The following is a 20,551-nucleotide window of genomic DNA, read 5'->3' on the forward strand; positions in this document are numbered from 1 at the left end:
TGTAGTATAAAGTTAAAAAAATAAAAAAACCGGAGGAAGATTTAAAATGTGTAAAAAAGACGTGATCAAAATCCTTGTCGGAAGCCTCAATCAGGCCGGCATGAAGGTGGCAGACTATCTGAAAAAACAGGGGTACAATGTTGCGCAGTCAGACTACAATCCACTGGAGATACAGCTTGAGGTGCTTAAAAGCAAACCTGATTTTCTGATAATTTCAGAAATAACTGAGTTTCCCTACGAGCTGTGCAAAAATCTCAAAGGGGCTTGTCCTAAGCTGAAAATAATCATGCTTTCCGACAGAAAAACCAACAATGGACTTGCAAAATACGCAGACATGATAATAAAAAGTCCTCTAAGCTGTGCGGATATCAAAAACGCACTCAGAGCGCTTCAGTGTCCTGACGATTCTGCAGATCTGAACATCACAATAACACGAAGCTCTGATGAGGGGTACACCAATGGCGACATACAATCTGCTATATCCACCGTAATGAAGCGGTTATGCATAACTCCGAATTATAACGGCTATGGCTACATTAAAGAGGCAATAAAAATGGCTCTTACGACAGACAAAGCCAACAGACGTGTCACAAAGGTCATTTATCCAGAGATAGCGGCGGCACATGGAGTAACCACAGTAAGCGTTGAAAGAAACATGCGCACCGCCATAAGGATCGGTTGGGAAAAGGCTCATGACAAAGACAAAGCCGAGATATTCGGTAATTTCGCCATAAGACCTGACCACTACCCCACGAACAGCGAATTTATTTTCGTTGCCGCCGAATACATAAACAGCAAATATCCAGCGGAAAAGGCATTATCAGCAACCGCTGAACATACTAGCGAAAGTAATTTATTTATCTGACAAGAAGAAAGCCGTTATGCCCACAGGCACAGCGGCTTTTTTCTATATAAACGAAACGTCCTGCAGTAAATGACAACGGGCTGCCCTGCGGACGCAGATCTTCGGCTGCGTCACCCACTGTCATACGATCACTGCAGACGCTCCGTTATCTCATTTTATGCCGACATGGTTTTTATGACACAAAAAAGCGTACCGAAAAATCGGTACGCTCAGTGTTTAAGTAAAAGCCGCCTTGCCGTCGCACAGCCGATAAACCCGCTATAAAAGCAGGGTGGGTAAAACAGCCTGAAAGCTTCACGCTCCCTTCGTCCGTTTCCGAAACGGCAAATGCGGTTTCGTTCGGGAGGTCTGCAATCCCTTTCCAGAGTCTGAATCCCTTTTTAGAAGTGTTGGATTTATAATAACTGTGCTTGTTCGCACAAGGCAGGAATCTTTTTCTGTTATTTAGTATATCACAACATATCCATAATATCAATAGGTAATTTCAGCAAATCAAAGTACATAAAATTGTACATTTTACATATTGACAAGCCTATATGCTGAGATATTTTTCTTATGACAGGTGGTCGTGATCGTGACAACCGCAGCCACAGCCGCAATCATCGTCTTCGTCCTCATCATCGAACTCGAACATTTCATCGATACGCTCCATGAACATCTGACCAATCTTCTCATACTCGTCATCATCTTCGATAGAAGCAAGTATCTCGTCATTGTTCTCGTCATACTCAGCCTTGAGTATCACAACGTCGCCTGAATCTTCAAGGGCTTCGTCACCGTTCTCATAATAAGGAGTGAGAGCATAATACTTCTCGTCACCATATTCCATTGCGTCCAACAGCTCAAAAGTCTGCTTATTACCATTTTCGTCCTCCAGCTCGTAGAGGTCCGGCAGAAACTCGTTATCCATAATTATCCTCCTAACATGATCTTGTGCGGTATATCGGCACTTTCTGAGTGGGATATATCGAAAAAATCAGAACAGAAAGACTGTTTCTGACCACCGCAACACTTTAATTATACTACACTGCAAAATCAAAGTCAAGCGCATTTTGTAAAAGTAATATTAAATATAAAAATCACAAAAAAGTTGAGAAAAACTATTGACAAGTAACAAAAGATGTGGTATAGTATAGTCAAGGAAAAACAAAGAGCCAAACAAAAGCAGACAACAGGGTTCGCTGAAACGGTCAACGGTCTGACGATACAGTAACGATTTCAGAGGGCACGGCAAAGCGAAGTGAGGCAAGAGGTTTTCCTTATATATCACAGGCAGATCGATGGACACAGCATATACCCGACACTAGGTACACTACAGTTCAGCAGGCGGGCAGGCTCATCGGATACCTAATAAGATATGAAAGGAGCGAGTCCAATGGACGCATCAGAGATCCAGGAGAGTATCCATAGGCTCGGCAATTTCTTAAAGTAAGAAAGGATCAAGACGCAGACGAATGAGCTGACAGGAATCCAGACATATATGATTTACACAGGAAGAAATTGCAGAGCCTCATGGATTAATCACAGCACAGAGTTACTGCAATTTAAGGATACTCTCAAATTTACAATTGAATATTTTGCAACTTTTATATAAGGAGTGATCGACATGATCGGTTACAGAAGGTTTGCAAATAAAATTTAGACAGGAGTGTTTCCAATGCACAATTTCAGCTTTTCAGAGGTAAAGAAATAAACTGAAAGAGTGATTCCAATGTAAAATTTAGCTTCTGAACATAAAAAGCTCACAGAGCTATAAAAATCAAATAAATTTCGAGGAGTGGTGCATATGAAAATGCACAAAAGGAACTTGAACATGAAATAGAATGGAGTGAGTCCGCCAAGAAATTTACGAGCTTAATGCTCTTACTGATTTGATTTACTGACTAAGATTTTTCTAAAGATCATATAAAATACTGAAGGAGTGGTGCGTTATGAAAATGCACTCAAGGCTTTTGAACATCTGATATTTGGAGGTGAATCCGCCAGTTACTTCAGCAAGGCTTATCTGATATGATGAGCATAAGATCTTGAAATTATGCGAAAGGCGATAATTCCAATGGAAATGTGATAAGTTTCATTGACAATAAATTTTCACGAAAGGTGTTAAGTCCGATGGCACGTTAAGTTTTATCCACTGAGGCATAACTTAATATTTTGAAAGGAAATAAATCCAATGGAAAGGTAATTTGCACTTAGAGATTATTTTTACCGAAAGGAAATAGATCCAATGGAATAGCTTATATTATGCGGACAGAATTTTACTGAAAGGCGTGAGTCCAAAGTACAATTTAGCATGAGTTTACGACTAGAATTTTCAGAAGGGCGTAATACCAATGGCATAATCAATATGAACGTACATACTTAACTATGTGGTGTATTCAGATATCACATAGTTAAGTTTTTTTGTGCAAGAGGTGGGACGTCGAGGACGCCGTCCCCTACAATATTCAAGAAAACAAGAAAGCACCCTGCGGTCAATGCAGAGTGCTTTTATTTTATATCATATTTTCAAGGAAAGCAACTGTCTTTGGATCGTATGTAAGATCCTGCGCTTCCATATCCTCGTCAAGCTGCCACAGCTTTGTTACTGCGAAAACTGACGATACAAAAAACGGCTGGCTGTTCAGATAGCCGAGGGTTATCTTTGCCGGAGTGTCCCCCGTCTGCTCGCTGAGCTGTTTTACCTTTGCAAGTCTTGCAAGATTAGCAGGGCCTGCATACTGTCCCTCAGGGAGATTGTTTGCAGCGTCGCCCTTTGCAAGCTTTGCAAAAAAGCCCTTTGCCTGCGGTGAGAACGCCATAACAGGAAAATCATGCTTCTTGTACCAGCGGAACTCCTTTGTATCCATACAAACAAGAGTATTGTCACCGAAAGTTTCAACGCTCGAATGTGCAAGGCTGTAGTTTATCTGACTGATCCTGATAGGCTCCATGCCGTTTTCCTCTGCAAACTTATTCGCTTCCTCTATCCTCTGAGTTGTCCAGTTTGAAACGCCTATAAAATGTATCTTTCCGCTCTCATAAAAATCATTGAGAACTGGCATTATCTCTTCCACAGGTATCTTCGGGTCGTCACGATGAAGAAAATAAATATCCACATAGTCAACGCCCAAGACCTTCAGGCTTTCCTCAAGGTCTTTGGTAAGCTCTTCCCTGCTAAGACGGCTTTCGTCCATATGACCCATTTCAGGGTGACCGCCCTTTGTGGCAATACAAATTTTATCACGATTGTTTCTGGCTTTGAGCCATCTGCCTATTACGCCCTCGCTGGAATCGTGACCATTCTCCAGCCAGTCGCAGTAAACTCTTGCGGTATCGATACACCAGCCGCCAAGCTCTACATATTTGTCGAGAAACTCAAAATACACATCGTCACAATCGTTTCTCTCAAAACCTGCCGCACCAAAAGTCAGGGCAGGGACTTTCATTTCATATCTGTCGTTTTTCAACACATAGCTTATCATACACTCTTCCCCCTTGGCATACAATTTCCTATACTATTTATCATCACTATGTCTAGCAATATATTATTATACCATATAAAAAGGACTTTTTCCACAGAATTTTGTTAAATTTTATTTTTTCATAAAAACCCCTTGACAAGTCGGTAAACTTGATATATAATTGTAAAGGTTTATGACTTTACAGAAATCCATTAGGAGGTAAGCGGTATGAGTAAAAATTTGCAAAACAGCGTTTTGCTCGACTTGTATGGCTGCCTGCTCACTGATAAACAAAACGAGATCATGGATCTTTATTACAATGACGATCTGTCGTTGGGAGAGATCGCCGCTCAGCTAGATATCTCAAGACAGGGCGTTCATGACGCTATAAAAAAATGTGAAACTGCAATGGCTGATTATGAAGAAAAGCTAGGTCTGCTAAAACAGCAGGAGGCTTATCTGGCAGAGCTTAAAGAGTTCAAGGCTCAGGCTATGGACGTTTTTAACGAGTGTAAAAAAAAGAATTATGCGAGAGATATCGCTGAAAAGGTGATAGTGCTTCTTGAAAATCTCGATTCTAAGCTTGATGAATTTGACAACGCAGAATATACCGAAGAAGAATAGATATAGATAAAAAAATTATACGGAGGACAGCTTATGGCGTTTGAAGGACTTTCAGAAAAACTAAACGGCGTGTTCAAGCGTCTTAAATCAAGAGGTAAACTTAGCGAAGCCGATGTAAAAGAGGCAATGCGTGAAGTTAAAATGGCTCTGCTTGAGGCTGACGTTAGCTACAAGGTAGTAAAGGATTTTATTGCCAAGGTAACAGAGAGAAGCGTTGGCGAGGAAGTGCTAAAGAGCCTTACTCCTGGTCAGCAGGTCATAAAGATAGTTAATGACGAGCTTATAAAGCTCATGGGCGAGGCTAACTCGAAGATAAACTTCCCTAACAAGCCGCCTTGCATAATAATGATGTGCGGTCTTCAGGGTTCAGGTAAAACAACGCACGCTGCAAAGCTTGCGAAGATGTTCAAGAAAGAGGGCAAACGTCCTCTGCTTATAGCAGCCGACGTTTACAGACCTGCGGCTATTGAACAGCTAAAGGTTGTGGGAGAGAGAGCCGAAGTCGCAGTATTTGAAATGGGTCAGATAGACCCACGAAAGATAGTAAAAGAGGGTATCAAGCACGCCAAGGATTACGGCAATGACCTTGTTATCATAGATACGGCAGGACGTCTTCACATTGATGAGGAGCTTATGAACGAGCTTAAAGACATCAAGAAGATCGCTGAGCCGAACGAGATAATGCTCGTTGTTGACGCTATGATCGGTCAGGACGCTGTAAAGGTAGCTTCAAGCTTTGACGAGGCTCTTGGTATCGACAGCGTTATCCTTACAAAGCTCGACTCTGACACAAGAGGCGGTGCGGCGCTTTCAGTGCTTGCTGTAACAGGTAAGCCTATCAAGTTCGTTGGTATGGGCGAAAAGCTTGACGAGTTTGAGGCTTTCCACCCTGAGAGAATGGCTTCAAGAATACTTGGCATGGGCGATATGCTCACACTTATTGAGAAAGCTACTCAGACAGTTGACGAAAAGGACGCCAAAAAGCTTGCAGAAAAAATGCAGGAAAAGGGCTTTGACCTTAACGACTTGCTGGAGCAGATGAAGCAGATACAGAAAATGGGCTCTATGAAATCCATTATCAGAATGCTTCCAGGCGCAAACAAGGTAACAGACGAGCAGGTGGAGCAGGGCGAGGTTCAGCTGAAAAAGACTGAGGCTATGATAAATTCAATGACAAGGGCTGAAAGAGAAAAGCCTGCGATCATTGACCCTAAGAGAAAAAGACGTATCGCTGCCGGAAGCGGTACGCAGGTATCTGACGTAAATCAGCTTCTTAAGCAGTTTGAACAGATGCAGAAAATGATGAAGCAGTTCGGTATCGGCGGAAATCTTCACGGAAAGAAATCCAGAAGAAACAGAGCGGCACTTCTCAAAGGACTTGGCGGCGGAATGCCACAATAGTTGATAAGCTATCAGCAATCAAGTGATTGATTTGATATATGAAGTTTTTTATGGAGGTGAAAATACAATGGCAGTAAAGATCAGACTCAGAAGAATGGGTGCTAAGAAGGCTCCTTTCTACAGAATCGTAGTTGCTGATTCAAGATATCCAAGAGACGGACGTTTCATCGAAGAGCTGGGCTACTATGACCCAACTAAGGAACCTTCTGTACTCAAGGTTGACGACGAAAAGGCAAAGTCTTGGATCGCTAACGGTGCACAGCCAACTGATACAGTTAAGGCTCTTCTCAAGAAGAACGGCACTATCTAATAGCTGACAAGACAATTCAGACGGCGAGCCACCTATCCCACCACTTCGCTTGCCGTTTTCGGCGGGGAAAACGCTTCCCTGCCGCATTTTCGTGGGAGAATGGAGATATTTTTATGAAAGAATTACTCGAAACTATAGTTTCTGAGCTTGTTGAAAACAAGGACGCTGTTGAGGTCGTTGTTGACGAGCCTAACGCAGAGGGTATCGTGGTTTATCATCTTCACGTTGCTCCAGACGATATGGGCAGAGTTATCGGCAAGCAGGGCAGGATCGCAAAGGCTATAAGAGTCGTAATGCGTGCCGGTGCTTCCCGTGTAGATCAGAAAATAATGGTAGAGATAGACTGATAGTTCAGTGAATAAATCATCACCCCGTACAGATAATAGTATGGGGTGATTTTTTTGCGTATAAATAAAAAATGCTTCAATGCGCTGACGGGTATAGCCGTGGGTATATGCAACGGTTTTTTCGGCTCGGGCGGTGGAATGATAGCAGTGCCTATGCTTGAAAAAGGCGGCAGCGAGGCGAAAAAAGCTCATGCCACGTCCATTGCTATAACGCTTCCATTGTCTATTATAAGCGGACTTGTATATTTCAAGGGCGGAAGTCTTGATTTTTCCCAGGCAGTGAAATTCATACCCCTTGGTCTAGCAGGTGCGGCAGTGGGCGCAATGCTCATGAAAAAGCTTTCAAACAGTCTGCTAAAACGCATTTTCAGCGCACTTATGATAATTGCAGGCGTGAGGATATTTATGAAATAGGGTGATATTACGGCTTGGTATACAATATGTGCGGTGGCTTTTCTCACCGGTATCTTTGCCTCCATGGGTCTTGGGGGCGGAATGGTGCTTATAGTTTATCTGACGGTCTTTGCAGGCTTTTCGCAACTAGCGGCGCAGGGGATAAACCTTGTGTTTTTTATCCCTATCGCAATAATAAGCCTTGTGCTTCACACAAAAAACAAGCTTGTGGAATGGAAAAAAGCCGTTCCCGCAGTTTTGTGGGGAACGGCCGCTGTTATCATATCAGCATGGCTTGCAAACAGGATAGAGCAAAGCCTGCTTTCAAAAGCTTTCGGTATTTTCCTTATCCTAATGGGACTGAAAGAGTTATTTTTCAAGAGTGAAAAGCACAAGTTCAAAAGGGTCTGAAAAACGCTGTGTCCAGCCACTATTGCCTACTCCTCTTGACACCACAAGCGTTGTATCGTTCACGTCGTAAGTGCCGTCGGTATATTTCGGGAACAGACCCTGACCAGGTGCATAAAGACCATTCACAAAGGGAAGCCTTATAAGTCCGCCATGTGCGTGACCTGTGAAGTCTATGTCTATATGCGTTCCATACTGCACTGCGGTCTTACTGAAATAGTTGCAATCCTCAGGATAGTGGTTTAGCAGTATGACAAAATCCTCTGTGACCTGAGAAAAAGCCTCGCTGTCATTTTCCATATTGTCAAAGCCCAACAGGCTTATAGTATCACCATTTCGTGTAAGTGTGGTATGCTCGTTATAGAGGACGTTTACACCATAGCTTTCACAGCCTGCAACAAACTGTTCCCTTTCCTCCTGAGAAAGATTATATTCATGGTTGCCCATAACAAGATAGACAGGACATATGTCAGGAAGCTTTTTCATAAGCTCCAGCGAGCGGTCAACATCGGGAAATATCTGGTCAACACTGTCCCCTGTGACAAAGATATAGTCAGGCTCACAGTCTTTGACCTTTTCCGTCAGCCTATCTATGTAGCCTTTGCCCCACTCGTTGTGGAAGTCAGATATCTGAACTATCTTACAGCCCTCGAAGCCCTCAGGCAAGTTATCAAAATGCGCTGACAGCTTTTTCACCTCGATATAGGTATTAGACCACACAAAGTCGGCTAATACCATTACCACAAGCACTATTATCACTATGATGATATTTCTTTTCTGTTTTTTAGTCAGCCTGCTTTGCTTTTTTTCTTCTGTATTCAAGATAGCCCTCCAAAATTATCGTTGCGGCAACTGTATCTACAACAGCTTTTCTTGCCTTTCCCCTGACGTTTGTTTCGTTAAGGATATTGTGTGCTGTGACAGTAGTGGAACGCTCGTCCCACATTCTCACCGGCAGGTCGGTACGCTCTTTCAAAAGCTCGGCAAACGCCCTGCACTTCTCTGCTCTTGGTCCCTCTGTGCCGTTCATGTTTATAGGCAGACCTACTATTATCTCACCTGCACCGTATTCAGCCGCCGTCTGAGCCGCCTTATCTGCAAGCCTTTCGGCGTTTCTCTCAGGAACAGTGCCGATAGGAGAAGCAAGAAACTCCGAGCGGTCGCTTATTGCGAAGCCTGTTCTTGCGTCGCCATAATCTATTGCCATTATTTTCATTTTGCGCACCTCTATATCAAGACTTTTCTTATCATTATATCATAACACTGTCTGTAAAACAAGTCCTAAAGCAGGATTTTGGGAATTAAACTGCAAAAAGCGCAATGTCGAAGAGTTCTCTGCATACCATTTGCTTAAAAAAGTAAAATAGTTCCTTAAATACTGTGATTATTTGTGCATTATGGTTATTGATTTTTATTTTTAATTATGTTATAATGCTTTATTATCAGAGGGTATGCACAAATATCAGGGCTAAGTTTTGTGCAAAATTATATTATATAAGAATTTGAAAGGAAAAAGAAAAATGAAGAAATTTTTATCAGTAGCAATGTCTGCTATCATCGCCTGCGCTTCAATATTCTCATGCACACTGACTGCTTTTGCCGAAAATGCAGAAACAGAAGACGTTACTATCGACTGCTCTTCCGCAGAGACTTGTAGCAATTGGAAACAGTCTATCACTGTCGATCAGGCAACTTTCAACGCAACAAGGCTTACAAAGGATTCAGAGATAATCGTCACATTCAAGAGCGAGGAAATAAACGAAAAGGCAGGAAACAAATACAATGCTGAGCTTATTTTCCAGAGCTGGGACAACACCACTACACCAGCCGCTCAGGACGGTGCGGTATGGGCAAAGATAGCACCTGTGAAGTTTGACGATTCATCAGCTACATATGATTTTGAATCTATTGCAACTGCATACGGCACGGACGATTTCAGTCAGGTATACAACATCATAATCGGTGCAACTGACAGAGCAAAGATAACAGTAACAGGCATAACGGTAACGAACTGCAAGACAAAGACTTATGCAGAAAAGGAAGAAAAAGACTCAAAGGGAACAAACCCTATTATCATAGTTATTGCGGTCATTGCAGGAATTGCTATCGCAGTTGTGGTAATTGTGATAATCATGAACAAGAAGTCAAGCGAAGCCTTTGACGTAAGCACCGGCAAGTTTGTAGACAAGAAAAACCTTTTTGACGAGCCTAAGAATGGTGAGGACGAGAAGAAATAAAAATAACGCTATCAGCAGGAGGACGAGCAGTTCGTTCTCCTGCTTTTTTTATACCAGAAATATTGACTTATAGACGGAGTTATGGTATTATATTAAGAGGTATATTTAATAATTGGAGGCTATATAAAATGTCAATATTTAAACTTGATCCAGCATTTAAGGACTACATCTGGGGCGGTACCAGACTTAGAGATGAGTACGGCAAAAAGTGCGATTATGATAAGGTCGCAGAGAGCTGGGAGCTTTCTTGTCATAAGGACGGTCCAAGCGTTGTGGCTAACGGTGAATACAAGGGTCTGACACTCAATGAGTATATCGAAAAGGCAGGCAAGGGCGTTCTTGGCAAGAACTGCGAAAGATTTGAGAACTTCCCTATCCTTATTAAGCTCATTGACGCTAAGGACAATCTTTCTGTACAGGTACACCCTGACAACGATTATGCAATGAGAGTTGAAGGCGAATATGGCAAGACAGAAATGTGGTATGTTGTTGACTGTGACGAGGGTGCAACTCTTCTCTATGGTTTCAAGCATGAGATAACAAAGGAAGAATTTGCAAGAAGGATCGCTGACAACACGCTTCTTGAAGTAACAAACGCTGTACCTGTTAAGAAGGGCGACGTTTTCTTCATCAAGTCCGGCACGCTTCACGCTATCGGCAAGGGTATCCTTATTGCTGAGATACAGCAGAACTCAAACACTACATACAGAATTTATGACTATGGCAGAGTTGGCAATGACGGCAAGCCTAGAGAGCTTCACGTTAACAAGGCTCTTGACGTAACAAAGCTTGCTCCTGCTGAGCAGTATCCTGAGACACCTGTCGAGAAGAAGGACGGCTATGACATAAAGCTTCTTTCAAAATGCGAATACTTCACAACATACAGAGTGAACGTTGAAACAAAGGCTGAGCTTGACGCTGACGAAAACAGTTTCAACAGTATTCTCGTTCTCGAGGGCGAGCCTGTTATCAGCGGTGGCGAAACTGTTTCTGCAAAGAAGGGCGAAAGTGTATTCATTTCAGCAGGCACAGGCAAGTATACTGTTGAGGGCAAATGCACATTCGTGCTTACAAAGATAGACTAAGGTGAGATAAATGCTTAAACTTGACCTAAAAAAAGAGATAGGTGAGCTTGGCGCACTTGTGATCGCTTTTATTATCGGATTTGTGGCAAGCTCATTTTGGATAGGTCTTATCAGCTTTGTAGTGCTGGAGCTTGTGTATCTTCTGGTATATGACGCCATAGCAAAAAAGGCTGAAGCCCAAAAGCCAAAAGAGGAAAAGGAAGAGATAAACTTTCACGAATATGACGATGACACTGAGAGCGATAACGCTCAGTAAGCTCAGAAAATAAAAGGGAGAAATTATTATGAAGTATTACATTGGTATTGATCTTGGCGGCACTAACATCAAAGCAGGTGTTGTAAATGAAGAATTTGAGATAATCGCAAAGGCTACCTGCAAGACCAATCTGCCGAGACCTGCGGAGGAGATCTGCGAGGATATGGCTAAGGTCGCTTTGGAAGCTGTAAAGAACGCAGGGCTGGAGATAGAGCAGATAGAGTCTGTAGGTATCGGCACACCTGGCACTGCAAATTCTGACACTGGCGTTATTGAGTATTCAAACAACCTTGGTTTCCTTAACTTCCACGTTGTTGACCTTATGAAGAAGTTTATCGACAAGCCTTGCTATGTTGAAAATGACGCTAACGCTGCGGCATACGGCGAGTATGTTGCAGGTGCAGCAAAGGGTGCGAACGACGCTGTTTGCATCACTCTCGGCACAGGCGTTGGCGGAGGAATAATCATTAACGGAAAGATATATTCAGGCTTCAACTTTGCCGGTGCTGAGATAGGTCACACTGTTATCGACCCTAATGGTCCGCAGTGTACTTGCGGCAGACACGGCTGCTTTGAGGTATTCTCTTCTGCAACAGGTCTTGTAAGAATGACAAAAGAGGCTATGTTCGAGGACAAAGACTCTATCATGTGGAAAATGAACGAAGAGGACGGCAAGGTATCTGCAAGAACTGCGTTCAACGCCATGAGAGCAGGCGATAAGGCAGGCAAGGAAGTTGTTGACAAATACATAAAGTATCTTGCCTGCGGAATCACAAACACAATAAACATCTTCCAGCCTGATATTCTCTGTATCGGCGGCGGCGTATGCAACGAGGGCGACCCTCTGCTTTTGCCGCTGAAAGAGCTTGTGGCTAAGGAAATTTACACAAAGAATTCAGCAAAGAACACTGAGATAGTTATTGCAAAGCTTGGAAATGACGCAGGCATTATAGGTGCGGCATTCCTTGGACTTTCACACAAAAAGTAATAAAGATATAAAGGGGAATTCAAAATGGGACTTTTCGACAAGATATTAAAAGGTGCTGTAGACGCTATCGACAACGCTGCGGCAAAAAGCGGCAACGGCCCGACAGGGCTTAAAGACCTGTTCAATCAGGCTATGGACAAGAAAAACGAGGCTATAAACGGCTCTTCAAGCACCACAACTTCAAGCAAACCAAGCACTGCCACTTCAAGCACAAGTTCAAGCAAGAGAAGCAATTGTGCTTATACAAGACCGACATATACCACACCGCAGGAAGTTCTTGACACAGCGAGCATTCCTGCAAAGCCGTCAAGGAAAATAGAATTTGAGGTTTTTGACGGTGAAAACGCTGAGATAAGAGTGAAGGTAACATTCAACCTGAGCGGAGATTTTCTTGAAACGGCCGGAGATGTACACTATCTGGCGTCATATCTTCCGACCATTGATGATGATTATGATGCAGATTACTCTGACTCAAATACTCCGCTTTTTAGAGTTTTAGATGTAGATGACGAAATAATCTATAACATGGCAGAGAAATTTGATAAGGGCGGCGTACCTGAAAATGCAATGATGTTCCTGCCTGTCAATGACATGGGTCCAAGAGCACGCTTCAAGGCAAAAGTCGAAAACAGAGGTAAGATTGAATATTTCTATTATTGTCCGCTTTACGACTATATGCCTGACTTCAAGACCTGTTTCACCGTAAGCTACACTCATAATGTTGTGGGCACTCCACTTGAGAAAAAGCTTATGGCGGCTGTTGATGAGGCTGTCCGCACAATGAAGAGAGAAGTATTAGAAGTGGAGCACAGACCATTCCGCTAAGGAGGACAAAACAAAATGAAGTTCAATATAGGATTATACCTACTTTGCTTTTGCTGATACCTGTGATAGCAGCCTGTTTCAAGACCCCTGCCGACAAGCCTGAGCTTGAGGACGAGAACATTATCGTTTTCATTGCAAAGTGTGTGGGCAGATTTGGCTGCATAGGCTATATGTGCCTTGCTATCGGAGATTACGAGATAGGCTTTTCAAGCAAGCTGCTTTTCATAATATTGGCTGTTGTTGCACTGCTCGTTATCGCACTTTATTGGGTGCTTTGGATAAGGCAGTATAAAAAAGGCAATCATTTTGAAGATATTTACGGCACTGGGATCCCGCTTTTCATTATCCCTGCGGCATTCGTGCTTGTGACAGGTATCTTCTCAATGAATTTTATGCTTATCATATTCTCAGTGCTGGATATCGTTTGCGAATACTGCTCTGCATACGGTGTAAGAAAGCGTCTGCACCCTGCAAAGACAGAGGAAAGCTCAGACGAGGCTGAAACAAAAGAGAATGAGGACGGAGAATAATACCGCTCTCAGTAATATATTTTTCAAAAGAGGTAATAAAAAATGGCGTGTAATTATTTTTGTGACGGAGTAGACAAAGCTCCACAGAGATCACTTTTCAATGCTCTTGGCATGACAAAGGAAGAAATGGACAGACCTCTCGTTGGTATCGTATCTTCATATAATGAGATAGTTCCTGGTCACATGAACATTGACAAGATAGTTGAAGCTGTTAAAATGGGCGTTGCAATGGCAGGCGGAACACCTGTTGTATTCCCTGCTATCGCTGTTTGCGACGGTATCGCTATGGGTCACATGGGAATGAAATATTCTCTCGTTACCCGTGACCTTATCGCAGACTCAACAGAGTGCATGGCTTTGGCTCATCACTTTGACGCTCTTGTTATGATACCAAACTGCGACAAGAACGTTCCTGGTCTGCTCATGGCAGCCGCAAGAGTAAACGTTCCTACTATTTTCGTATCAGGCGGTCCAATGCTGGCTGGTCACGTTAAGGGCAAAAAGACTTCCCTTTCAAGTATGTTCGAGGCTGTTGGTACTTACAACGCAGGCAAGTTCACTCTTGATGACGTTGAGGAATTTGAGAACAAAGCCTGTCCGACTTGCGGAAGCTGTTCAGGTATGTACACTGCAAACTCTATGAACTGCCTTACAGAAGTTCTTGGCATGGGTCTTAGAGGAAACGGCACTATCCCTGCTGTATATTCTGAAAGACTCAAGCTTGCAAAACACGCAGGTATGCAGGTAATGGAGCTTTACAAGAAGAACATCAGACCAAGAGATATCATGACAAAGGACGCTTTCATCAACGCTATCACAGCTGATATGGCGCTTGGCTGTTCAACAAACTCAATGCTTCACCTCCCTGCTATCGCTCACGAGTGCGGAGTAGAGCTTGACCTTGACTTTGTAAACGAGATATCAAAGAGAACGCCAAACCTCTGTCACCTTGCTCCTGCCGGTCACACATACATGGAAGACCTCAACGAAGCAGGCGGAGTTTATGCAGTTCTCAGTGAGCTTAACAAGAAAAACCTTATCAACACTGACTGCATGACCTGCACAGGCAAGACAGTAGGCGAGAACATCAGCGGCGTTGTAAACAAGAACCCTGAACTTATCAGACCAATAGACAATCCATACTCACAGACAGGCGGAATCGCAGTTCTCAGAGGAAATCTTGCTCCTGACACCTGCGTTGTTAAGCGTTCAGCTGTTGCACCTGAAATGCTTGCCCACGAAGGTCCTGCAAGAGTATTCGACTGCGAGGAGGACGCTATCGCTGCTATCAGAGGCGGCAAGATAGTTGAGGGCGACGTTGTAGTTATCCGTTACGAGGGACCAAAGGGCGGTCCTGGAATGAGAGAAATGCTCAATCCTACATCTGCTATCGCAGGCATGGGTCTTGGCTCAACTGTTGCACTTATCACTGACGGACGTTTCAGCGGTGCTTCAAGAGGTGCTTCTATCGGTCACGTTTCACCTGAGGCAGCCGTAGGCGGTCCTATCGCACTTGTTGAAGAAGGAGATATGATAGCAATAGATATCGACAACTGCTCTATCACACTTAAAGTATCTGACGAAGAGCTTGCTGAAAGAAGAAAGAACTGGAAGCCAAGACAGCCAAAGGTAACAACAGGCTATCTTGCAAGATACGCTTCACTTGTAACTTCTGCAAACAGAGGTGCTATACTTCAGATAAAGGACTAATATCCGATACAAAATAATAAGGGAGAAAGGCGGAATAATATGAAAAAATTCATTTCAGGCTTGCTTGGAATACTCTTTGTAGTTCTTGTAGTAGTAGGTGTTTTCATCTGTACATATGTATTCAATCAGCCGTCAAGATCAGGCGATTCAAGAGAGCTTATCTCTGGAACATGGACAGATAAGGACGCAAACATCACTTTTGAGTTCTCTGACGAGGGTGATTTCACTATCACTCACACTGATAACAAATCAGTTATCGCAAAGGGCTGGTTTAAAATTCAGGAGGACGGGGGAAGCGGAAAGATACAGCTTCTTGTAAATCCGTCTGACAGAGATACAACTGTTGACATCGGTCTGAGAATGAAGTTCTTCTCGACTATTTCCTACAAAAACCTTTCTGTACCGTCTGAGGACGAGGGCGACAAGGTCGCTACCTGCAAGTTCATTTTCCAGAACTCTGACGGAGTTTACTCATGCGAGAGAAAAGACTCCGAAGGCTCGTTCTACGACGGCAAATAACGAATTTTCAAGGGCTACGGCTGAACGATATGTTTAGCCGCAGCTTTTGTGCAGTAAAGACTTGATTAAGATAAAAAAAAGGAGTAAAAATGGAGCTACTGATCAAAAATATCCGTGCCTGCGACCCGCAGACAGGGCTTGACGGTATAACGGACATAGGCATTGACGGAGGAAAGATAGTCAGCCTTGGAAAAACTGACGAGCATGCTCAGAGAGTTATCGACGCAAAGGGCAAACTTTGTGCATTGCCTGGGCTTTTCGATATGCACGTTCACTTTCGTGACCCAGGTCTTACCTACAAGGAGGACATCATCACAGGTGCGAACGCCGCAAAGGCTGGCGGTTTCACGGGCGTCGCTTGTATGCCGAACACAAAACCGCCTATCGACTCCCCTGAGGGCGTGAAATACGTTTTTGAAAAGGCAAAGAAAACAGGTATCGACGTTTTCCCTATCGCCTGCGTTACAAAGGGCATGAAAGGTCAGGAGCTTTGCGACTATGACGCACTCAAAGCCGCAGGAGTTACCGCCATTTCAGATGACGGCAGACCTGTTGAGAACGCTGAGCTTATGCGTCAGGCTATCGAAAAGACTAACGAGAACGGTCTTATCGTGACTTCTCACTGCGAGGACTTGAAGATAATAAACGGTGGTATCATCAACAAGGGCGAGATATCCGAAAAGCTTGGAGTAAAGGGCATGGACAGAGCCTCTGAGGACTATATCACAGCCCGTGAGATATGCCTTGCAATGAGCTGTAATGCGAGAGTTCACATATGCCACGTTTCCACCAAAGGCTCTGTGAACATCATAAGAGCGGCGAAAAAGAACGGCGTTAAGGTCACCTGTGAAACTGCGCCGCACTATTTCACATTCACAGACGAAAAGCTTTTAGCCCGTGACGCAGATTTCAGAATGTCGCCGCCGCTTAGAACTGAGGAGGACAGGGCGGCTGTTGAGGAAGCTGTTCTTGACGGCACTATCGACTGCATCATCACCGACCACGCTCCACACTCCGCAGAGGAAAAGGCTGACTTTGAGAAAGCCCCAAACGGCGTCGTTGGACTTGAAACTTCCCTTGCGGCAACGCTCACAAAACTTTACCACAGCGGCAAGTGCGGTCTTGACAAGATAGCAGAGATAATGTCGGTAAATCCGAGAAAGATAATGGGACTTGAGCCTATCAAGATAGCAGTGGGCGAAAGATGCGATCTTTGTATCTTTGACCCTGACTATGAATGGGAAGTTATCCCTGCGGAGCTTAATTCAAAGAGCAAAAACAGCGTGTTCAAAGGCACAAGGCTCAAAGGCAAGGTAATGTACACAATATGCAGAGGAAAGCTCGTTTTTGAGCTTTAATATAAAAATATCCGAAAGGAAGATAAAAATGGCATTTGACAGACTTATTGAAAATATCGTAAAGACACAGAACCCGTCAGTAGTGGGACTTGACCCAAAGCTTGACTATGTTCCTGAATACATCAAGGAAAAGAAGTTCAAGAAATACGGCAAGACGCTCAAGGGTGCGGCTAAGGCTATATGGGAGTTCAACAAGACTATAATCGACGAGATACACGATATCTGCCCTGCTATCAAGCCACAGGCTGCATACTATGAAATGTATGGCTACGAGGGTGTAAAGACCCTTTACAAGACTATACAGTATGCAAAGGAAAAAGGAATGTTCGTCATGACAGACGGCAAGAGAAACGATATTGGCGCAACTATGGAAGCTTATGCAACCGCACATCTTGGTCTTACTGACGTTGGCGGTGAGCTTGTGGAAGCTTTCGGTGCAGACGCTCTCACTGTAAACGGCTATCTCGGCTCAGACGGAATCAACCCGCTTCTTGACCAGTGCAGAAAATATGACAAGGGCATTTTCGTTCTTGTAAAGACATCAAACAAGTCAAGCGGTGAGCTTCAGGATCTTATGATCGGCAACAAGACAGTTTATGCCACAATGGGCTCAATGTGCGAACTGTGGGGCAAGGACGTTATGGGCAAGTATGGCTACAGCGGTGTTGGCGCAGTTGTGGGTGCGACTTATCCTGAGCAGCTTGCTGAAATGAGAAAGGCTCTGCCGCACACATTCTTCCTTGTACCGGGCTACGGTGCACAGGGCGGCGGTGCTGAGGGCGTATCAAAGGCATTTGACGATCACGGACTTGGCGCTATCGTAAACTCCTCCCGTGGCGTAATGTGTGCATACAAGAAAGAGGATAACTGTGACGAGCATGATTTTGCAAAGGCTGCAAGACGTGAAGTTATCAGAATGAAAGAGGATATAATCTCATATCTGCCAAAGATCACACTTGAATAAACACTAAAGGAGTGACTGAGTATGACAGCAAAGGGCGTTATATTGTTTACAGCGACGGTGGGAGCATTGCTTTTATGCTCCTGCGCAAAGAACGAGGATACAAGCTCTTTGACAGAAAGTCAGCAGGAGCAAAGCGATTTCCCAAGATGTATCGTAGGTGAGTGGAAATGCCGTGAAACGCCCCTTGACAACAGCGAGCTTTATTCGGGCTATCTCAGCCTTATTATCCGTTCAGACGGCAACTATCTCATGTATGACGCAGAAGCAGGCAATCCCTGCTTAAAAGGCACTATCGAAATGGACAGCGACGATCTTGATCTTATCTTTATTGACGACAGCGGAGTGGATTTTGCGCCGCCTGCCGGTTGGGAGAATATGTCCAAAAAGCAGAAGATAGGCTATTTTGCTGACTCTTACACGCTAAAGCTTACTTATACTGATAATGACAGCTCGGTCACTCTCGTTTTTGATGCGGTGAACGCTCCGAATGAGGTAAAGAACTAAGTACAGGGAGGATTTTTAATGTACAAGCAGGGTAAATACCCAATAGTTTCAAAAAAGACCCTTGCAAAAGGAATTTTTGACATTGAGATATACTGTCCGCACATTGCAAAGGCGGCAAAGGCAGGACAGTTTGCACAGGTGCAGGCAGAGGGCTTTTTCCTCCGCAGACCTATCTCTATTTGCGATATCAACAAGGACAAGGGTACTATCCGCCTTGTTTTTGAGGTAAGAGGTCACGGCACTGACAAGATAAGCGAGCTTAACAAGGGCGACCTTGTTGACATTATCGCACCGCTGGGTAACGGCTTCAAGGTGCTTGAAAAGGGCAAGAAAGCTGTCTGTATCGGCGGCGGCATAGGCACACCTCCAATGGTGGGCATTGCAAAGGAATACGGCGAGAACGCCACTGTTATAAGCGGTTTCAGAAACGCTGCGGCTGTTATTTTGCAGGAGGACTTCAAGGCTATGGGCTGTGACGTTCAGCTTTGCACTGACGACGGCTCGGCAGGAAGAAAGGGCTTTGTTACTGACGCGCTTCTTGACGTGCTTAAAAGCGAAAAGCCTGATATCGTTTATGCCTGCGGTCCAATGATAATGCTGAAAAATATCACAAAAATATGTGAGGAAAACGGCATTTACTGTCAGGTATCTCTTGAGCAGAGAATGGCTTGCGGCGTGGGTGCGTGTCTTGTATGCGTATGCCGCACTGTCAAGGACGGGCAGGAGTTCAATTCTCACGTTTGCAAGGACGGTCCTGTATTCGACAGCGAGGAGGTAGTGTTTGATGAATAGGATAAATGTGAATTTCTGCGGAGTTGAGTTCAAAAACCCTGTTATCCCTGCAAGCGGAACATTCGGCTACGGCAGAGAATACGAGCAGTTCTATCCCCTTTCAAAGCTGGGCGGAATATCCGTAAAAGGCACTACGCTTCACCGCCGTGAGGGCAACCCCAGTCCGAGAGTTGCGGAAACTCCAAGCGGTATGCTCAATTCTGTTGGACTTCAAAACGGCGGCGTTGACAAGTTCATAAACTACGAGCTTCCAAACCTTGTAACAAAGGACACAAGGATAATAGCCAACATAGCAGGTTCAACTATCGAAGAATGTGCAGAGCTTGCAGAAAAGCTCAACGGCACCGCTGTTGACATGATAGAGCTTAACATATCCTGCCCGAACGTAAAACAGGGCGGAGCGGCTTTCGGCACTGACTGCAACGTTGCAGGTGCGGTCACAAAGGCTGTTAAGGACGTTACGGAAAAGCCTCTTATGGTAAAGCTTTCACCGAACGTTACAAGCATTGTGGACATTGCAAAGTCTGTTGAAGCAAACGGCGCTGACGCTGTTTCGCTGATAAACACACTTCTTGGTATGCGTATCGACATAAAGACACGCCGTCCGATACTGAAAAACAACGTGGGCGGACTTTCTGGTCCTGCGGTATTCCCTGTTGCCGTAAGAATGGTATGGCAGGTGGCAAACGCTGTTAAAATACCTGTTATGGGCATGGGCGGTATCGCCACATGGGAAGACGCCATTGAAATGATGATGGCAGGCGCAGGTGCTGTTCAGGTAGGTGCGGCAATATTTGCTGACCCTTATGTACCTGTGAAGATAGCCGAGGGTATGCAGAAATTCTGCGAAGACAACGGCATTAACAACATCTCTGAGATAGTTGGCACTGTTAAGCCTTGGTAATAACATAGTAAAATATCCGTCTTTTTACAGGACGGATATTTTTATGGTATTTTTTCTTATGAATTTCTTAAATTCATTGAAAACAGCT

Annotated in this window: 25 protein-coding genes; 20 read left to right on the forward strand and 5 right to left on the reverse strand. The window is 44.1% G+C overall.

Annotation, left to right across the window (positions count from 1 at the left end; translation table 11 throughout):
- Positions 1-46: 46 nt before the first annotated feature.
- The gene (locus tag AB5627_RS03560) at positions 47-865 is read left to right on the forward strand and encodes a sporulation initiation factor Spo0A C-terminal domain-containing protein (RefSeq protein ID WP_022286618.1); all 819 of its coding nucleotides are present in this window, start codon (positions 47-49) and stop codon (positions 863-865) included.
- On the opposite strand, the gene AB5627_RS03565 is transcribed toward AB5627_RS03560, so the two are convergent.
- The 3 genes from AB5627_RS03565 to AB5627_RS03575 form a co-directional block, all read right to left on the reverse strand.
- The gene (locus AB5627_RS03565) at positions 858-989 is read right to left on the reverse strand and encodes a hypothetical protein (RefSeq protein WP_256321068.1); all 132 of its coding nucleotides are present in this window, start codon (positions 987-989) and stop codon (positions 858-860) included. The genes AB5627_RS03560 and AB5627_RS03565 overlap by 8 nt on opposite strands.
- A 429-nt stretch (positions 990-1,418) precedes the next feature.
- Complete coding sequence (locus AB5627_RS03570; RefSeq protein WP_022286619.1) at positions 1,419-1,775, reverse strand: DUF1292 domain-containing protein; 357 nt, start codon at positions 1,773-1,775, stop codon at positions 1,419-1,421.
- 1,585 nt (positions 1,776-3,360) lie between these two features.
- The gene (locus AB5627_RS03575) at positions 3,361-4,329 is read right to left on the reverse strand and encodes an aldo/keto reductase (RefSeq protein WP_022286620.1); all 969 of its coding nucleotides are present in this window, start codon (positions 4,327-4,329) and stop codon (positions 3,361-3,363) included.
- Between the two features lie 207 nt (positions 4,330-4,536).
- Here AB5627_RS03575 and ylxM point away from each other — a divergent pair, with 207 nt between their 5' ends.
- From ylxM to AB5627_RS03605, 6 genes are all read left to right on the forward strand, one after another.
- Positions 4,537-4,932, forward strand: a complete 396-nt coding sequence (gene ylxM / locus AB5627_RS03580; RefSeq protein WP_022286621.1) for a YlxM family DNA-binding protein — start codon at positions 4,537-4,539, stop codon at positions 4,930-4,932.
- A 33-nt stretch (positions 4,933-4,965) separates the two neighbouring features.
- Positions 4,966-6,333, forward strand: a complete 1,368-nt coding sequence (gene ffh, locus AB5627_RS03585; RefSeq protein WP_022286622.1) for a signal recognition particle protein — start codon at positions 4,966-4,968, stop codon at positions 6,331-6,333.
- 67 nt (positions 6,334-6,400) lie between these two features.
- Positions 6,401-6,643: a 30S ribosomal protein S16 gene (gene rpsP / locus AB5627_RS03590; protein ID WP_022286623.1), complete on the forward strand. Its 243-nt coding sequence runs from the start codon at positions 6,401-6,403 to the stop codon at positions 6,641-6,643.
- A gap of 113 nt (positions 6,644-6,756) precedes the next feature.
- Positions 6,757-6,990 (forward strand): KH domain-containing protein, encoded by a 234-nt coding sequence (locus tag AB5627_RS03595; RefSeq protein WP_022286624.1) that lies wholly within the window; start codon positions 6,757-6,759, stop codon positions 6,988-6,990.
- Positions 6,991-7,044: 54 nt separating this feature from the next.
- Entirely contained in the window at positions 7,045-7,404 is a 360-nt protein-coding gene (locus AB5627_RS03600) for a sulfite exporter TauE/SafE family protein (protein ID WP_022286625.1), read from the forward strand.
- Between the two features lie 33 nt (positions 7,405-7,437).
- Complete coding sequence (locus AB5627_RS03605) at positions 7,438-7,794, forward strand: sulfite exporter TauE/SafE family protein (protein ID WP_147339929.1); 357 nt, start codon at positions 7,438-7,440, stop codon at positions 7,792-7,794.
- On the opposite strand, the gene AB5627_RS03610 is transcribed toward AB5627_RS03605, so the two are convergent.
- Together AB5627_RS03610 and ruvX are read right to left on the reverse strand one after the other, a co-directional pair.
- On the reverse strand, positions 7,753-8,613 hold the full coding sequence (locus AB5627_RS03610) for a metallophosphoesterase (protein ID WP_117958015.1): 861 nt from the start codon (positions 8,611-8,613) through the stop codon (positions 7,753-7,755). The genes AB5627_RS03605 and AB5627_RS03610 overlap by 42 nt on opposite strands.
- On the reverse strand, positions 8,576-9,007 hold the full coding sequence (gene ruvX, locus AB5627_RS03615; RefSeq protein ID WP_022286628.1) for a Holliday junction resolvase RuvX: 432 nt from the start codon (positions 9,005-9,007) through the stop codon (positions 8,576-8,578). Before ruvX ends, AB5627_RS03610 begins: the two co-directional genes overlap by 38 nt.
- A 304-nt stretch (positions 9,008-9,311) precedes the next feature.
- Here ruvX and AB5627_RS03620 point away from each other — a divergent pair, with 304 nt between their 5' ends.
- The 13 genes from AB5627_RS03620 (at position 9,312) to AB5627_RS03680 (ending at position 20,463) form a co-directional block, all read left to right on the forward strand.
- Complete coding sequence (locus AB5627_RS03620) at positions 9,312-10,028, forward strand: hypothetical protein (protein WP_265290410.1); 717 nt, start codon at positions 9,312-9,314, stop codon at positions 10,026-10,028.
- A 128-nt stretch (positions 10,029-10,156) separates the two neighbouring features.
- Positions 10,157-11,113, forward strand: coding sequence for a type I phosphomannose isomerase catalytic subunit (locus AB5627_RS03625; RefSeq protein WP_022286630.1), 957 nt, complete (start codon positions 10,157-10,159; stop codon positions 11,111-11,113).
- Between the two features lie 10 nt (positions 11,114-11,123).
- Positions 11,124-11,369 (forward strand): hypothetical protein, encoded by a 246-nt coding sequence (locus AB5627_RS03630; RefSeq protein WP_117858428.1) that lies wholly within the window; start codon positions 11,124-11,126, stop codon positions 11,367-11,369.
- A 28-nt stretch (positions 11,370-11,397) separates the two neighbouring features.
- On the forward strand, positions 11,398-12,357 hold the full coding sequence (locus tag AB5627_RS03635) for an ROK family protein (RefSeq protein ID WP_022286632.1): 960 nt from the start codon (positions 11,398-11,400) through the stop codon (positions 12,355-12,357).
- 24 nt (positions 12,358-12,381) lie between these two features.
- Complete coding sequence (locus tag AB5627_RS03640; RefSeq protein WP_368369676.1) at positions 12,382-13,182, forward strand: hypothetical protein; 801 nt, start codon at positions 12,382-12,384, stop codon at positions 13,180-13,182.
- A 44-nt stretch (positions 13,183-13,226) separates the two neighbouring features.
- Positions 13,227-13,712, forward strand: coding sequence for a hypothetical protein (locus AB5627_RS03645; protein ID WP_368369677.1), 486 nt, complete (start codon positions 13,227-13,229; stop codon positions 13,710-13,712).
- Positions 13,713-13,754: 42 nt separating this feature from the next.
- Complete coding sequence (gene ilvD, locus AB5627_RS03650; protein ID WP_022286635.1) at positions 13,755-15,422, forward strand: dihydroxy-acid dehydratase; 1,668 nt, start codon at positions 13,755-13,757, stop codon at positions 15,420-15,422.
- Between the two features lie 39 nt (positions 15,423-15,461).
- A complete protein-coding gene (locus AB5627_RS03655) occupies positions 15,462-15,941 on the forward strand; it encodes a hypothetical protein (RefSeq protein ID WP_265290409.1) in 480 nt (159 codons plus the stop codon).
- An 89-nt stretch (positions 15,942-16,030) separates the two neighbouring features.
- On the forward strand, positions 16,031-17,299 hold the full coding sequence (locus AB5627_RS03660; RefSeq protein ID WP_022286637.1) for a dihydroorotase: 1,269 nt from the start codon (positions 16,031-16,033) through the stop codon (positions 17,297-17,299).
- Between the two features lie 28 nt (positions 17,300-17,327).
- Positions 17,328-18,263 carry an orotidine-5'-phosphate decarboxylase gene (gene pyrF / locus AB5627_RS03665; protein ID WP_022286638.1) on the forward strand — a complete coding sequence of 312 codons (936 nt, stop codon included), beginning with the start codon at positions 17,328-17,330 and terminating at the stop codon, positions 18,261-18,263.
- Positions 18,264-18,284: 21 nt separating this feature from the next.
- Positions 18,285-18,767: a hypothetical protein gene (locus AB5627_RS03670; protein WP_046440459.1), complete on the forward strand. Its 483-nt coding sequence runs from the start codon at positions 18,285-18,287 to the stop codon at positions 18,765-18,767.
- Between the two features lie 18 nt (positions 18,768-18,785).
- The gene (locus tag AB5627_RS03675) at positions 18,786-19,559 is read left to right on the forward strand and encodes a dihydroorotate dehydrogenase electron transfer subunit (protein ID WP_038671067.1); all 774 of its coding nucleotides are present in this window, start codon (positions 18,786-18,788) and stop codon (positions 19,557-19,559) included.
- Positions 19,552-20,463 (forward strand): dihydroorotate dehydrogenase, encoded by a 912-nt coding sequence (locus AB5627_RS03680; protein WP_022286641.1) that lies wholly within the window; start codon positions 19,552-19,554, stop codon positions 20,461-20,463. Before AB5627_RS03675 ends, AB5627_RS03680 begins: the two co-directional genes overlap by 8 nt.
- Positions 20,464-20,551: the final 88 nt, after the last annotated feature.

This window comes from Ruminococcus sp. RTP21198st1_G1_RTP21198_201120 (assembly GCF_040924265.1).
Taxonomy (GTDB): domain Bacteria; phylum Bacillota; class Clostridia; order Oscillospirales; family Ruminococcaceae; genus Hominimerdicola; species Hominimerdicola aceti.

Coding starts and splice junctions, on each gene's coding strand:
- AB5627_RS03575 (WP_022286620.1), bottom strand. CDS start 4,329: ATGATAAGCTATGTGTTGAAAAACGACAGATATGAAATGAAAGTCCCT.
- AB5627_RS03570 (WP_022286619.1), bottom strand. CDS start 1,775: ATGGATAACGAGTTTCTGCCGGACCTCTACGAGCTGGAGGACGAAAAT.
- ilvD (WP_022286635.1), top strand. CDS start 13,755: ATGGCGTGTAATTATTTTTGTGACGGAGTAGACAAAGCTCCACAGAGA.
- AB5627_RS03630 (WP_117858428.1), top strand. CDS start 11,124: ATGCTTAAACTTGACCTAAAAAAAGAGATAGGTGAGCTTGGCGCACTT.
- AB5627_RS03635 (WP_022286632.1), top strand. CDS start 11,398: ATGAAGTATTACATTGGTATTGATCTTGGCGGCACTAACATCAAAGCA.
- AB5627_RS03620 (WP_265290410.1), top strand. CDS start 9,312: ATGAAGAAATTTTTATCAGTAGCAATGTCTGCTATCATCGCCTGCGCT.
- AB5627_RS03640 (WP_368369676.1), top strand. CDS start 12,382: ATGGGACTTTTCGACAAGATATTAAAAGGTGCTGTAGACGCTATCGAC.
- ruvX (WP_022286628.1), bottom strand. CDS start 9,007: ATGAAAATAATGGCAATAGATTATGGCGACGCAAGAACAGGCTTCGCA.
- rpsP (WP_022286623.1), top strand. CDS start 6,401: ATGGCAGTAAAGATCAGACTCAGAAGAATGGGTGCTAAGAAGGCTCCT.
- AB5627_RS03595 (WP_022286624.1), top strand. CDS start 6,757: ATGAAAGAATTACTCGAAACTATAGTTTCTGAGCTTGTTGAAAACAAG.
- AB5627_RS03675 (WP_038671067.1), top strand. CDS start 18,786: ATGTACAAGCAGGGTAAATACCCAATAGTTTCAAAAAAGACCCTTGCA.
- pyrF (WP_022286638.1), top strand. CDS start 17,328: ATGGCATTTGACAGACTTATTGAAAATATCGTAAAGACACAGAACCCG.
- AB5627_RS03560 (WP_022286618.1), top strand. CDS start 47: ATGTGTAAAAAAGACGTGATCAAAATCCTTGTCGGAAGCCTCAATCAG.
- AB5627_RS03670 (WP_046440459.1), top strand. CDS start 18,285: ATGACAGCAAAGGGCGTTATATTGTTTACAGCGACGGTGGGAGCATTG.
- AB5627_RS03565 (WP_256321068.1), bottom strand. CDS start 989: ATGACAGTGGGTGACGCAGCCGAAGATCTGCGTCCGCAGGGCAGCCCG.
- ylxM (WP_022286621.1), top strand. CDS start 4,537: ATGAGTAAAAATTTGCAAAACAGCGTTTTGCTCGACTTGTATGGCTGC.
- AB5627_RS03660 (WP_022286637.1), top strand. CDS start 16,031: ATGGAGCTACTGATCAAAAATATCCGTGCCTGCGACCCGCAGACAGGG.
- AB5627_RS03680 (WP_022286641.1), top strand. CDS start 19,552: ATGAATAGGATAAATGTGAATTTCTGCGGAGTTGAGTTCAAAAACCCT.
- AB5627_RS03655 (WP_265290409.1), top strand. CDS start 15,462: ATGAAAAAATTCATTTCAGGCTTGCTTGGAATACTCTTTGTAGTTCTT.
- ffh (WP_022286622.1), top strand. CDS start 4,966: ATGGCGTTTGAAGGACTTTCAGAAAAACTAAACGGCGTGTTCAAGCGT.
- AB5627_RS03625 (WP_022286630.1), top strand. CDS start 10,157: ATGTCAATATTTAAACTTGATCCAGCATTTAAGGACTACATCTGGGGC.